The sequence below is a fragment of the Sorangium sp. So ce381 genome (assembly GCF_051473845.1).
Taxonomy (GTDB): Bacteria; Myxococcota_A; Polyangia; order Polyangiales; family Polyangiaceae; genus Sorangium; species Sorangium atrum.
This window is the reverse complement of the sequence record NZ_CP150336.1, coordinates 1,432,000-1,445,923: the sequence shown is the minus strand read 5'-3', so window position 1 is coordinate 1,445,923 and position 13,924 is coordinate 1,432,000. Positions and strand designations below refer to the sequence as shown.

Below are 13,924 nucleotides of genomic sequence, written 5' to 3'. Positions count from 1 at the left end.
TGGCGAAGCCGCGGTGCTCTGCGGTCTTTCACGGCGCGTTTAGCCCTTGACGGGCGTCGAGATTCACCCTCGAGATCGGTGAACCGGTTTGCTCACTCTATTTCCCAAGCCACCTTCCATGGAAAGGCTGATTCAGATGGCGCCTCCTTCGGAAAACAAGATGTCACGTTGCGCGGGTCGACCGCCCACCAGACGGCCTCACTCGATGAAGATCCTGAGGGTACCGCTCCTCGTTGTCGGGCTCTTGAGCGCGGCGCTCGCGGGCGCCTGCTCCTCGAGCGGCACCGATGAGCCGAACGAGGTGACCGGCAGCGGCGGCTCCAGCTCGTCGGGGAGCCCCAGCGGGGCCACCGGCACAGGCGGCGCGAGCAGCGGCGCGAACAGCGGTACGGGCGGCGGCGCCTCGGTCGGCCAGGGTGGCGTGGACACGGGCGCATCGACCGGGAGCACGGGCGGAATGCCGGGCTCCGACGAGGAGTACCCCGTGCCGAACGCCCTGCCGGACGAGACGGGCGCAGACCTCTGGCTCAGGTACCCGAAGGTGCCGATTCCGGGGCGCCTCGCGGAGTATCAGGCGGCCTTCAAGCGCGTGGTCAAGTCGGGGACCGGCGCGAGCCTCGACGTCGCCCAGGCCGAGCTCGTCAAAGGGCTGAGCGGATTGACGGGTGGAACCGTCGAGACCGGCGCGGCCGTCGAGGGACCGGGCGCCGTGGTGATCGGGACGGCCACCTCGGACGCCATCAAGGGCCTGCCGCTCGCATCGCGCCTCGGAGCCCTGGGCCCCGAGGGCTACCTCGTCGAGGCCGCCGACGTCGGGGGCCAGCCGGTGATCGCCGTGGCGGGCAACTCCGAGGTGGGCGTGCTCTATGGCACCTTCGCGCTCCTCCGGCACGTCCAGAGCCACAGCTCCCTCGACAAGCTGTCGCTCACCGGCTCTCCGAAGATCGGCCACCGCATCCTGAACCACTGGGACAACCTCGATCGCAGCGTGGAGCGCGGCTACGCGGGCCGATCCATCTGGGACTGGAGCGCGCTGCCCGGCACGATCTCTCCCCGTTACAAGGACTACGCGAGGGCCAACGCCTCCATCGGCATCAACGGGACGGTGCTGACGAACGTGAACGCCAACGCGCAGGTCCTGACGCCCTCGTACCTCACGAAGGTCAAGGCGCTCGCCGACGTCTTCCGCCCTTATGGCATCAAGGTCTACCTCACGGCCCGCTTCAGCGCGCCGGTCGAGATCGGCAACCTGAGCACGGCCGATCCGACCAACTCCAGCGTCAAGCAATGGTGGACGAACAAGGTCAACGAGATCTACCAGCAGATCCCCGACTTCGGGGGTTTCCTTGTGAAGGCCAACTCCGAGGGGCAGCCGGGGCCGCAAGATTACGGTCGGACCCACGCCGACGGCGCCAACATGCTCGCCGACGCCCTCGCGCCGCACGATGGCATCGTGATATGGCGCGCCTTCGTCTACTCGGACACCAGCCCCCCGGACCGCATCAAGCAGGCTTACGAAGAGTTCAAGCCTCTGGACGGCAAATTCAAGAGCAACGTCCTCGTGCAGGCCAAGAACGGCCCGCTCGATTTCCAGCCGCGAGAGCCGTTCCATCCGCTGTTCGGGGCCATGCCGAAGACGCCGCTGGCCCTCGAGCTCCAGATCACGAAGGAGTACCTCGGCGAGGACACGCACCTCGCCTACCTCGGCCCGCTCTACGAGGAGGTCCTCAAGGCGGACACCTACGCGGCCGGCGAGGGCTCGACCGTGGCGCGGGTCATCGACGGCACCCTCCACAAGTATACGACCACCGCGATCTCGGGCGTCGCCAACGTCGGTGACGACGCGAACTGGACCGGGTCGCAGATGAACCAGGCGAACTGGTACGTGTTCGGGCGCCTGGCGTGGAACCCGGACCTCTCCTCGGAGGCCATCGCAGAGGAGTGGGTCCGGCAGACCTTCTCGAACGACCCCGTCGTCGTCGAGCCGGTCGTTCAGATCATGATGGAGTCCCGCAAGGCGCTCGTCGACTACATGACGCCCCTCGGCCTCGTCCACATCATGGGCAACGACCATCACTACGGGCCAGGGCCGTGGCTGAACAGCCTGAGCCGCGCCGAGTGGAACCCGGTCTACTATCACAAGGCGGACGCGAACAGCATCGGCTTCAACCGCACCTCGTCGGGCAGCAACGCTGTCGCCCAGTACGCTGCGCAGGTAGGACAGAAGTTCGGGAGCCGGGACACGGTGCCGGACGATCTCCTGCTCTTCTTCCACCGCGTCGGCTGGCAAGACAAGGCGAAGTCGGGGAGGACGGTCTGGGAGGAGCTCGTCCATCGTTACAGCCAGGGCGTCGATGAGGTGGGGGTGATGCGAGAGACATGGAAGTCCGTCGAGGGCCGTATCGATGGCAAGCGCTTCGGTGACGTGAGCGACTTCCTCGAGATCCAGCACTACGAGGCGCGCTGGTGGCGCGACGCCTGCCTCGCCTACTTCGGCTCGGTGTCGAAGCTCCAGGTCCCGAGCGGCTACGCTCCCCTGGCGAACACGCTGAGCTTCTACCAGGGGCTCCGCTGTCCATCCGACGTGAAGAAGCCCCGCTGCTCGCAAGTCTATACAGGGAATCCGTCCCCGGCCATTCTCCAGTGAGAGCGTAGTGAGAGCTGCGGGCCGGCTCGCTCTGGCCCGCTGGCGATCTTCACGTCCCTGCCCCTGTCGAGCGCACAGCATCCTCTGGCTCTCGCTGGCTCCGCGATCGGAAGCGGGGTGCAGGTTCGTGTGATAAGGGCTCAGCCGCAAGGCAGGTGAGTGAGGCGTACAACGGTACGCCGCAGCGAGCCGAACGACGCGGCTGAGCCCGTAGCGCACGAACCTGCACCCCGCTGTAGCCCGGTCGTAATATCGGAGTCATCGCATGACCTCGTCGTGGTCGACGATCGACGTGAGCGCACGCGCGCTGTTACCGTCCCGCTGGCTCATCCATCAGAGAACGGCGTGATGCCCGTCGGCTGCCAAGGCCGTCAGGAGGTGCCTTATGACGCTGGCTTCGAGTCGAGCATTGTTGTTGTTGATGGCAGGGTGCGCCTCGGCCTGCAGCGCGCCCGGACCGCAGGCGGCGGGGAATGGTCCTGCCGAGCGCCCCGCGGCGCGCGCGCTCCGGCCGAGCGGCGCCGCGCCGGTCGAGCTGGAGCGGATCGTGAGCAGGGCGCGGGCGAGCTTTCGAGCCACGCGACGAGGGCTCTCCGCCGAGGGCGCCGCCCATCGGCTCGACCTCGATGGCGGCGCGGCGCGGATCCGCGCGAAGCCCTCGGCGAGGGCGGCACGCAGGGGGCGAGCGAGGCAGCTCCAGGCGCTCGTCGAGGCGCGCTCCGCCGCCGAGCTGGCGGCGCGCCGCCGCGCGCTCCGCGGGCCTCCCCTCGAGGGCGCGCCCGGCGAGCTCCAGCCCGGAGGCGCGCTCACGCTGACGACGCGATCGATCGCCCGCGCCGGCTACGAGTGCGTGGACGGCGAGGGCCGCGCGCGCATCGCGGCGGATGGCGGCGCGGAGCGCGCGTTCGCGACCTGCAGCGAGCTATGGAAGAACCACGAGGCGAACGCCGAGCAGGCGTTCCGGTTCCCCGAGCGGCCCGGGGGGCGCGGCGATCTCGTCGTGCGCGTGAGCGCCCGGCTCGGCGCCGCGGACGCCGCGCCATCGGTCGCGAGCGACGCCCGCGGCCTCGTCCTCGGCGACGCGCCGGGGCAGCGGTTCGTGTACGGCCACGGCGCGTGGATCGACGCGTCGGGCCGCCGCGTTCCGGTGCCCGCCCGCTGGGCGGACGGCCACATCGAGCTGCGCGTGCCCGCCGCGGTCGTCGAGGAGAGCGGCTATCCGGCGCTGCTCGATCCGGAGGTGGGCCCGGAGATCGGGACGGAGCCGCCCGTGTCCGTCCAGCAAGACGTCGGGGTCACTCCGGAGATCGCGACCGACGGGACGAGCTACGTCGTCGTCTTCGAGGATCTGTCGCGCATCCGCGCGGTCCGCGTCGGCGCGCGCGGGGAGGTGCTCGATCCCGACTGGCTGGATCTGGGCGAGGCGTCCGCCGGGCAGTACCTGCCCAGCGTGGCGTACGGAGGAGGCCGCTACCTCGTCACCTGGAGCCAGTACGGCGCCGACGACCGGATCACCATCCGCGGCCGCGTGATGCGACCCGACGGCGCGCTCGAAGGGTCGGCGAGCTTCGCGGTCTCGACGGCGGACGAGGGCGTGTATCCCTCGGTCGAATGGAACGGGGAGCGCTTCGTGACCGCCTGGCTCAGCCTCGCCGACGATGGGGCCGACGACGTCCGCGCGACCCTGATCGACCCGAGCGGCAGGGCCGTTCCCGGCGCCGAGCGCGTCCTCTCCACGAGCGGCCGCGCGTCGCGCCCGGCGGTCGACGCCGGCGCGGACGTCTCCGTCGTGGCCTGGGACGACGACGTCGCCGGCGGCGGTGCGCGCGCCGTCCGCGCGGCCCGGGTGGCCGGCGACGGGACGGCGCTCGACACCGGCGGTGTTCCGATCTCGGAGGGGCCGGACAACGCGCGGCTGGTCGCGCTCGCGTCCGGCGGGACGAGCTTCCTGGCCACATGGGTCCGGGACGATCCCACGAGCACGATCCGGGGCGCGGTGCTGCGCGCAGACGGCGCGATCACGGCAAGGGACTTCCCGATCTCGCGGCCGAGCCCGGGCACCGGGGCCCCCGTCGCGGCGTTCGACGGCAGCAGCTATCTCGTGGCGTGGGCCGACGAGCGGGACGGTCGCGCGATGTACGGGGCCCGCGTCTCGGCCGACGGCGTCGTGCAGGGGACCGACGACGTGAGGCTCGCGGACGGGTCGCCTCGCTCCGTCCGGGATCCGGACCGGAGCTCGCTCGCGTGGAACGGCTCGCGCTTCCTGCTCGCGTTCCACGGCCAGGGCATCGAGGGCAGCCTGATCACCCCGGATCTCGAGGTGGCCGCGGGTCGGCTCGGGCTCAGCCCCCTGCCAAGCAGGCAAGGCCCCCCGCGCGTGGTCTGGACCGGCGAGAGCTACCTCGTCGCCTGGACCGACGAGCCGGACCCGGAACCGGAAGGAGAGCGGACGACCGCGCGCGCTGTGCGCGTGAGCGCGGCCGGCGAGGTTGTCACCCCGGTCGGGATCGAGCTCGCGAGCAGCGCCTTCGCGATCGACCTGGCCTCGAACGGCGAGGGCGCGTCGATGCTCACCTGGAGCGCGATCGGCGCCGGCGGGGATCACCTGCGGCGGGTGTCGGGCGACGGCGCGCTCGGGGAGAGCGTCGCTATCTCGTCGCTCCACCTGTCGGCGATACCGTCGGTCGCCGGCAACGGCGACGGTTATCTGGTGACCTTCGTGGAGAGGACCGCGGAGGAGCCCTTCGTGTACACCGCGTCGGGCCGTCTGCTCGACGCTTCGGGGAGCGCTGGCCCGGTGTTCCCCATCGCGCCCTCGGTCGGGGCGGAGTCGCACGCGATGCCGCTCCACGCCGGGCAGGACTACCTGGTGGCCTACTGGAATGCGGGCCTGCGCCTCGTCCCCGTGAGCCGCACGGGGGACGTCGGGGAGAGCTTCCTGCTGTCGAGCGCATCGGCCGCCATCGCCGGGGCGACGGACGGCACGGACACGCTCGTTGTCTGGACGGAGTCCGTCGATGGCTGGCCGGAGGGCGGTGATAGGCCGGTGCGCGGTCGAATCTACGGCACGGGCGGCTGGCGGGGCGAAGCGTTCCTGATCTCGCCGACCAGCGCTGGTTACGCGGCGGCCGTGGCCTGGGGCGGCGCGAGCTACCAGGTGGTGTGGGAAGAGGCGGAGACGCACCGGCTCCGGATCCGCGCCGTGGCCCCCGATGGGACGCTGGGCATGGAGGCGCTGCTCGTGGATGACGATTGCAATGCGCCGATGCTGGCCCGCGGCGAGGATGGCCGGTTCCTCCTGAGCTATTACAAGCTCGGCCCTGCCGCGCGCACGCGGCGCGTCGTCTCGCGGCTGCTCCGCTGGGAGCCCTCGCCCGGACCCGGCGCAGGCGGCGGCGATGCGGGTGGAAGCGACAGCGCCGGGCTCGGTACGGGCGGAGGCGGCAATGTGGAGCCGGGCGCGGGCGGAAATGGCGGTATGGATCCGGGGGTGGGCGCAAACGGCGGCCCGGAGCCGGGCGCGGGTGGCCGAGCAGCGAATGGCGGGGGCGGCGGGACCTCCAGCGTTGCCGCCGACAGCAGCAGAAATGACGTGACCGACGACACAAGCAACGACGCACGATGCAGCTTTCACCGCGCTGGCAGCAGGTCCGGGTACCTCGGTCTCATCGTCGCCCTGTTGGGCCTCGCCCTCATCGCGCGACGCCGCGGCGCCAGATGGTCCTCCCCCGCCTGCGCGGCCGCGCGCAGCTGCTCGTCGGGCATCGTGCCCCAGAACAGGTACGAGAGCCGCGTCGCCATCCCGTCGCCCTTTACCGGGCGAGCGCGATGGCGAACGGCGCGAGCCCTCGCCTTCGCAGCACGGAGGGGACGAGCAAGGCGACCGCCTCGGGGCCGCGAGCGGTCTCGATGTCTCCGAGATCTTCGATCCAGCCGGCCGGCCAGCCCAGATCGCCGAGCAACCGTCCGACGACCGCCTTCGCGCCCTCGTCGTTGCCGGAGAGGAACGCGGTCGGGGCCGCGCGCAGGCTCGTGGGATCCGCCATGACGGTGAACAGCATGGTGTTCAGCGTCTTGACCACGGCCGTCTCGGGCAGCGCAGCCTGCAGGCGCTCGGCGACGCTGCCGTTCGGGTAAAGCAGGCTGCCGGGGAGGCCGTCTCGGCCGCGCAGCGTCGCGTTGGAGACGTCGACGAGGATCTTTCCCTTCAGCGCGTCGCGGAGGGCGCCGAGCCGCTCCACGCTCGTGTCCCCCGGGGTGGCGTTGATGACGATCGAGGCCAGGCGCGCGGTCTCCGCGTGATCCCTGAGCTCGACGCGCGCCCCCGACCATTTCACAGCGGCTTGCGCCGGGTCTCTGGCGCCGATCGTGACGGCGTGCCCGGCGCCCGCGAGCTTGTTCGCGAGGACGGTGGCGACGCGGCCCGAACCGAGGATTCCAATGTTTCCCATGACGTGATCCATGTTCAGCCCCCTCCCCTCATCGGATGGTCGACAGGACGAAGGCCGCGCCGGCGTGGAGCCCGGGCGCCGCAGCCAGGAAGTCCTCGCTGGCCAGGCTCCAGCGCTCCCCGCGTGTGTCCGTGACCGCGCCCCCTGCCTCCTCGACGAGCAGCGCCCCTGCGAGGAGCCCGGAGCGGATCTGGCTGTACTGCCAGAAGACGTCCATCCGGCCGGCCGCGACCTGAATGAGCTGGAGGGTGGCCGGGACCGAGACGCGCAGGACGAGCGCGCTTCGGAGCATCGCGGTGACGGACATGCCAATCCGCCGGTACGTCTCCTCGTCCTCGCCCGGCCTCGCCTGGCCGGTCCCGACGAAGGCAGCGCCGAGCTCCGTCTTCGCCGACGCTCGAATCCTCCTGGTCCCGAGGGTCGCGCCGGCGCCCTTCCGGGCTGTGTACGTGTCGCCGGTCAAGGGCAGGTGCACCGCTGTCAGGACCGGCTCGTTGTCGCGGACGAGGGTCGCCGTGACGCACCAGTCCGCCATCCCGTGAACGTGGTTGATGTTCCCCTCGACGGTGTCGGTGACCCACCACTCCCCTGGCGGGAGGGGCCCGCACTCGAGCTCGTCCTCGACCCACCGGGCCTCCGGGCGAGCGCGCGACAAGGGCTCGCGAAGCGCATCGAGGGAGACCGCATCGTTGGCGCCGAGCGCGGCGAAGATGTCCTCTCGGCTCCTCGGGCGCGGCTCTGTCGAGAAGCGGCCGACGAGCCGCTCGCCTGCCACGGAGAGCGCCGCGACGACCGCGGGCAGCAGGGACTCGTCCTCCGCGCGGCCCGCGCCTCGGCCTCGCCCCATCGCATCGTTGTTCATCTGCTCGGAATGATCGGAATGAATCGACATGAATCCTCCTCGGGCGAGCGGCTCGCGCGTGCTCGTGAGCCACTGAGCCACTGAACCGCTGAACCACCGCGCGGAGGAATAAACCCTGGACGACTCATGCCGTCCAATGCATAGTTGATATGAGGAAGAATTACCTCCATGCATATCGACCTGAACCTGTTGCCGGCGCTGGACGCGTTGCTCGAGGAGAGGAGCGTCAGCGCTGCGGCGGCCCGTTTGCATCTGTCCCAGCCCGCGATGAGCCGAACGCTGGGGCGCATCCGGGACGCCACGGGGGACCCGATCCTGGTGCGCGCCGGCCGGACGATGGCGCTCACGCCCCGCGCGCTGGCCCTGCGACAGGAGGTCCAGGCCATCGTCCAGCGAGCGCACGCGGTGTTCGCGCCCGAGCGGGAGCTCGACCTGGCGAGGCTCGAGCGGACCTTCACCGTCCGCTGCCACGACGCCCTCACGACGGCGCTCGGCGCGCGGCTCCTGCGAGCGGTGCAGGAGCAGGCCCCTCTCGTGAAGGTCCGGCTCCTGGCCGAGCCCGCGGGAGATACGGATGACCTGCGCCAAGGGCGCGTGGATCTCGAGATCGGCTCGACGGAGCCCGCGCTCCCCGAGATCCGCGGGGAGCTCGTCGGCGAAGATCGCCTCGTCGTCGCCCTCCGCCGGGCTCACCCGCTCGCGCGCGGCCGGCTCACCGCCAGGCGCTACGCCGAGGCGCTTCACGTCACCGTCTCGCGCCGCGGCCGCCTGCGCGATCCGATCGACGACGCGCTCGAGGCCCTGGGGCTGCGGCGGCGCGTCGTCGCGGCGGCTCCCACGTGCGCCGCGGCCATCCATTTCGCCCACGAGAGCGATCTCGTCGTCGCGCTGCCGGCGCGCGTCTGCGGTCCCGTCGTGCGGGCGCTGGGCCTCGGCACCCGTCCGCTGCCGCTCGACGCGCCGGAGCTCAGGATCGTTCAGCTGTGGCACCAGCGCTGCGAGGGCGACAAGGCGCATGCATGGCTGCGCGGACACACGCGCGAGATCCTCCGAGCGATCTGTCGCGGAGAGGCGTGATCGAGGAGAAGCGTGCCAGTCGGCCGGCGCTCACGGGCATGGCGTCGACCAGCCTGGCGAGCGCGCTCCGCCGCCGTGGCTCCGGCCGGCGCGGCCCTCAACCCCTCCTCCGGCGGCGCGGGGCCTCCCCGGCCGCCGCCGGCGCCCCGGCGCCGTGGCCGCAGCGCCCGAGCTCCTCCCAGAGCGCCTGCGCGACGACGCCGTGCGGGCGGTCGCGGCGGCGGATCACGAAGAGCTCCATGGTGTCGGCCACGAACTCGGGGACCTGCAGCGCCACGAGCTCACCCGCCGCCAGCGCGCCGGCGGCCACGTGCTCGGGCAGCCCGCCCCAGCCCATGCCCGCGAGGATGACCTCCTTCTTCGCCGCGACGTCGGTGACCGTCCAGCGCAGGCCGCCCTCCAGCACGTTCAGGGACGGCGAGGCGCTCCCCCGCGCGCTGTCGCGCAGGATGATCTGCGCGTGCGCCCGCAGCAGCGCGGGCGGGATCGGCGCGCCGCAGGTGGCCAACGGGTGATCGAAGCGCGCCACAGGGATCACCCGCACATCGCAGAAGCGCGCCGTCTCCACCGCTGAGCCGTCGATCCCGAGCTTCGTGGCGACCGCGAGATCGGCGCGGTCCTCGCGCAGCGCGTCGGCGGCGCCCGCCAGCCGCTCGGTGCCGAGCTCGATGCGCACCAGGGGATAACGCGCCTGCAGCGCCCGGAAGATGTCCATGACGGGGCCGAGCGGCGTCACCGCTTCGACGGCGAGCCGCACGATCGGCTCCGCCTTGCCCGAGAGGCGCATGCCGAAGCTGCGCAGCGCCTCGGTGCCCTCGATGACGGCGGCGGCGCGCTCGTGGAACAGGCGGCCGGCGTCGGTGAGCGTGGCGCGGTACTCCCGGCGATCGAACAGCTCGACCCCCAGCTCGCGCTCGAGGTTGCGCACCAGCTTGCTCACGGCCGGCTGGGACTTGTGCAGCCGCGCGGACGCGGCGCTGAACGTGCCCTCGCCCGCGACGGCGAGGAAGGCGACGAGCTGATCGTAGGTCATGGCGGTGCCCCGCAGGATCAGAACCTGGAGTTATGAAGTTGATAGAAACATACCACTTTCTCGGTTCGAGGGGTGGTCCTAGGTTGTCGGTGCGAAAGGAGCGACACTCCATGTCCACCAGAATCGATCGCGTCATCATCACGGGCGCCAGCAGCGGTATCGGCCTCGACCTCGCAAGGCGCTTCCTGGCCGAGGGATCGAGCGTCGTCATGAACGGCCGCGACCCGGAGAAGCTCGAGCAGGCGCGGCGGAGCCTCGACGGCGGCGCGCGCGTCGTCGCCGTGCCGGGCCACGTCGGTGACCGCGCCACGGCGCGGGCCGTCGCCGCGGCCGCGCTCGAGCGCTTCGGCGGCGTCGACGTGCTGATCAACAACGCCGGGATCTTCGGCGTGAAGCCGTTCCTCGAGAGCACGGAGGAGGACCTGGAGCGGTTCTTCACCACCAACGTGAAAGGGACATTCCTGATGACGCAGGCGGCGGTGCCGCTGATGATCGAGGGCGGCGGAGGCTCGATCATCAATGTCGGCACGGTGCTCGTGCAGCAGGCCATGGCGCGGATGCCGGCCTCGGCCGCCATGGCCAGCAAGGGCGGCGTCCACGCGCTCACCGTCTCGCTGGCCGCCGAGCTCGCCGCCCACGACATCCGCGTGAACACGCTGGCGCCCGGCATCATCCGCACGCCGCTCATCGGCGAAGGCGCGGACTCGCTGGCCTCGATCCACCCGCTGCAGCGCGTCGGCGAGGTGCGGGATACGACGGAAGCGGCGCTGTTCCTGGCCAGGGCCGGCTTCGTGACAGGCACGACGCTCGACGTCGATGGAGGCTACTCCCATGGGCGCTGACGGCCGGCAGCACGTGCTCCTGATGGGGCTCCAGGTGACGGACGAGGCGTCCTACGCCCGCTACCGCGCCGGCATGATGCCGATCCTGCTGTCCTACGGCGGCGCGTTCGGCCACGATTTCGTCGTGGCGCGCGTGCTGAAGGGGGATGAGCGGATCAACCGCGTCTTCACCCTCCTGTTCCCCGACCGCGCGGCGCAGGAGCGGTTCTTCGCCGACCCGCACTACCGCGCCGTGCGCGCCGAGCTCTTCGAGCCGGCGGTCGCGGCGGTCTTCGTCCTCGGCGAGCTCGAAGCGGCGGCGGGGTGAGCGCCAGCGCGGTCTGACACGCCCGCTCGATCGCGGCTGGTCTCAAGGCGAGCGGGCGAAGAGGCGGCGTGCGAGGCGGAGGCGTGTGGCCACCGTGGGCCTCGGGATCGCGAGTGCCTCGGCGCCCGAGCCACGTCCGCATGGTCATCGCCCGCGCCAAGTACCGCGACGCCGGCGCGGCGGACACTGCCGAGCCGACGATCGGGACCGCACCGCTGCCGCCGCAGATCCTGCCGCGCGCTCGCGACACCTTCGCTCCTGGCGCACATCCTCAGCGACAAGTTCTGCGACGGCCTGCCGTTCCATCGCCAGGAGTGTTAGACTCGCCGCATGGGACTCTTGACCTTCATCATCAACGTCACCCTGGACGGCTGCGTCGACCACCAGGAGGGAATCGCCGACGACGAGACACACGCCTTCTTCACCCGCCTCATGGACGAGGGCGGGGCGATGCTGTGGGGCCGCGTCACCTACGAGATGATGGAGAGCTACTGGCCGGCGGTCGCCCGCGGCGACGAGGAGGCGCCGCCGGCGATCCGCGAGTGGGCGGTCAAGCTGGAGGCCAAGCCGAAGTACGTGGTGTCGTCGACGCGAAAGGACTTCCCGTGGACCAACAGCCACCACATCGCCGGCGACCTGCGCACGGGCGTGCAGAAGCTCAAGGACGCGACCCCGGCCGGCGTGCTCCTCTGTAGCGGCAAGCTCGCGACCGAGCTGGACCGGCTGGATCTGATCGACGAGTACAAGTTCCTCGTCCACCCCAGGATCACGGGCCACGGCCCGACCCTGTACCAGAGCGGGCTGCCCAGCACGCGACGGCTCGAGCTGGTCTCGGCCAAGCCGCTCCGCTGCGGCGCGGTCGCCGTGCACTACCGGCGCGCGCGCTGACTCAGAGCAGCCCCATCGCGCCCAGCTCGCGGGCCAGCGCGTCGTCGGGAGCCTCCTTGCCGCGCGCCAGTGACATTCTGATCGCCAGAGGTGACGTTGTCGGCTACGTTCGCTGCTCCGATCGCGACGGCGCGGAGGACGATGGCCCGGCCGAGCACGACCGTTCCTGGAAGCCGCCTGGCCGGGGCGCGGCGGACGCGAACCAGCGCTCAAGCGCGTCCACCAACCCCTCGACGCCTCCCACGTCGCCGGCCCAAGCAATGCACCCGTCGGGCCGGATCAGCATCGACGGGCCTGCGTCGGCCGGTAAGCAGCGCACCCGCGTGAACCCGGCGGCGAGACCGGCCGCGTGCCCGTCAGGAGACGCGTCGAGCAATATTCCTTCGCCTTCCGCCATCTCTGCGAACAGCGATGTTCGAGCGTCGGCGCGGCCGACCGGGCGATCGCCGGTGAGGCGTCCGACCAGGTCTCGCTCCGCGCCGAGGTCGTAGCGCGTGGCCAGACCGCTCGTCAGTCCGTCGAGATGGCCATTCACGGCGTCGATCTCCATCAGCTTCGCGAATATCTGCCGCATTGCGCTCGACTGCGGGTCGGACCGCGTGAGCGCGACCTGGGCGAGCGTGTTGGCCAGCACGGCCTCGGCCACGGGCCGCCGCTCGGACGTGTAGCTGTCGAGCAGGCTGTCCGGCTTGTCGCCGCGAACGACGGCGGCGAGCTTCCAGCCGAGGTTGGCCGCGTCGACCAGCCCAAGGCTCAGCCCCTGGCCACCCAAAGGCGAATGGATGTGCGCCGCATCACCCGCGAGCAGGACGCGATCCCGGCGGTACGTGTCGACCAGACGTGCGCTGTCCGTGAAGCGATTCGCCTGCTCCATCGCCGTCACGCGGACATCCGCGCCGCTGATTCGGCGCAGCACGCCTTCGATCTCCTCGCGCGTGACGGGCGCATTGCGATCAACCGGCGGACCGCTGAAGTCGTGCATCGCAAGCCAGCGAGGCCGAGGTCCGTTCATGACGACGCCCTCCGGCGTGCGGGTCGACCCGCGCGGCAGGCGCTCGGGGTGGTCGAGGTCGAGCACGGCCTGGTACATGAATTGGCTCGGCGGCGTACCGGGGAAGGCAAAACCGGCCATCTTGCGGATCGAACTGCGCCCTCCGTCACATCCGACCAGCCAGGCGCAGCGCGCATGCTCCGGCCCGTCCGGGGAAGCCCAGTGGAGCGCGACGCCATCGTCGTGCTGGTCCAGGCCCGTGACCTCGCACCCGCGCCGTACCTCGATGTCGAGCGCGGCCGCCCGCGCGCCCAGGATCGCCTCCACGCCCTGCTGGTTCACCCAGAGCATGCGCCGTTCGGGCTCGCCCACTGCTTCTGATCGGAGGGGGAGAAGGGCGAAATGCCCCCTGGACCTGTGTGCCTGCCCCCGCCTCTCCACGCCCACCGGTCCCATGGCCGCGAAGTGGCGATCCTCGGCCTCGGCGAGCGCTGGGCCCATGCTCCGGCGCTGGAGCGCCTCCACGCCGAGCGGTCCGACTGCAGTCCCCTTCAGGGCGACGCTCGGCGCAGTGAGCCGCTCGAGCACCATCACACCGGCGCCGCCCAGCTTGAGCTCGATCGCGAGCAGGAGCCCGACCGGCCCGGCGCCTACGACCACGACATCGACTTGCTTGTCCATCGGCTATGAATCCATCGAGTACTACGTACAAACACCGCTGCTGGTGGGGATCGAGCGCTTCGGGCCGGCTGGCCTCCTCGGCGACCCGGGGGACCAAGGTAAGATTCAGACAGCTTGGCGCGGCGGCGGTCCGGCGCGGGCCGCG

10 protein-coding genes are annotated in these 13,924 nt (G+C 71.2%); 5 read left to right on the top strand and 5 right to left on the bottom strand.

What is annotated here, in order from left to right:
• Positions 1–205: 205 nt before the first annotated feature.
• A complete protein-coding gene (locus tag WMF29_RS05310; RefSeq protein ID WP_437327790.1) occupies positions 206–2,647 on the top strand; it encodes an alpha-glucuronidase family glycosyl hydrolase in 2,442 nt (813 codons plus the stop codon).
• A gap of 3,630 nt (positions 2,648–6,277) precedes the next feature.
• Here WMF29_RS05310 and WMF29_RS05305 read toward each other — a convergent pair.
• The 3 genes from WMF29_RS05305 to WMF29_RS05295 are packed head-to-tail and all read right to left on the bottom strand — an operon-like array spanning position 6,278 to position 7,990.
• Entirely contained in the window at positions 6,278–6,412 is a 135-nt protein-coding gene (locus WMF29_RS05305) for a hypothetical protein (protein WP_437331081.1), read from the bottom strand.
• 47 nt (positions 6,413–6,459) lie between these two features.
• The gene (locus WMF29_RS05300; RefSeq protein ID WP_437327789.1) at positions 6,460–7,098 is read right to left on the bottom strand and encodes an NADPH-dependent F420 reductase; all 639 of its coding nucleotides are present in this window, start codon (positions 7,096–7,098) and stop codon (positions 6,460–6,462) included.
• A gap of 28 nt (positions 7,099–7,126) precedes the next feature.
• A complete protein-coding gene (locus WMF29_RS05295) occupies positions 7,127–7,990 on the bottom strand; it encodes an inositol monophosphatase family protein (protein WP_437327788.1) in 864 nt (287 codons plus the stop codon).
• A 138-nt stretch (positions 7,991–8,128) separates the two neighbouring features.
• On the opposite strand from WMF29_RS05295, the gene WMF29_RS05290 reads away from it, so the two are divergent.
• Complete coding sequence (locus WMF29_RS05290; protein ID WP_437327787.1) at positions 8,129–9,037, top strand: LysR family transcriptional regulator; 909 nt, start codon at positions 8,129–8,131, stop codon at positions 9,035–9,037.
• A 97-nt stretch (positions 9,038–9,134) separates the two neighbouring features.
• On the opposite strand, the gene WMF29_RS05285 is transcribed toward WMF29_RS05290, so the two are convergent.
• On the bottom strand, positions 9,135–10,070 hold the full coding sequence (locus tag WMF29_RS05285) for a LysR family transcriptional regulator (protein WP_437327786.1): 936 nt from the start codon (positions 10,068–10,070) through the stop codon (positions 9,135–9,137).
• 110 nt (positions 10,071–10,180) lie between these two features.
• Here WMF29_RS05285 and WMF29_RS05280 point away from each other — a divergent pair, with 110 nt between their 5' ends.
• From WMF29_RS05280 to WMF29_RS05270, 3 genes are all read left to right on the top strand, one after another.
• Positions 10,181–10,912, top strand: coding sequence for an SDR family NAD(P)-dependent oxidoreductase (locus WMF29_RS05280; RefSeq protein ID WP_437331080.1), 732 nt, complete (start codon positions 10,181–10,183; stop codon positions 10,910–10,912).
• Positions 10,902–11,219, top strand: coding sequence for a DUF1330 domain-containing protein (locus WMF29_RS05275; protein ID WP_437327785.1), 318 nt, complete (start codon positions 10,902–10,904; stop codon positions 11,217–11,219). Before WMF29_RS05280 ends, WMF29_RS05275 begins: the two co-directional genes overlap by 11 nt.
• A 330-nt stretch (positions 11,220–11,549) precedes the next feature.
• On the top strand, positions 11,550–12,107 hold the full coding sequence (locus tag WMF29_RS05270) for a dihydrofolate reductase family protein (protein WP_437327784.1): 558 nt from the start codon (positions 11,550–11,552) through the stop codon (positions 12,105–12,107).
• Positions 12,108–12,210: 103 nt separating this feature from the next.
• Here WMF29_RS05270 and WMF29_RS05265 read toward each other — a convergent pair whose 3' ends face one another.
• A complete protein-coding gene (locus WMF29_RS05265) occupies positions 12,211–13,779 on the bottom strand; it encodes an FAD-dependent monooxygenase (RefSeq protein ID WP_437327783.1) in 1,569 nt (522 codons plus the stop codon).
• Positions 13,780–13,924: the final 145 nt, after the last annotated feature.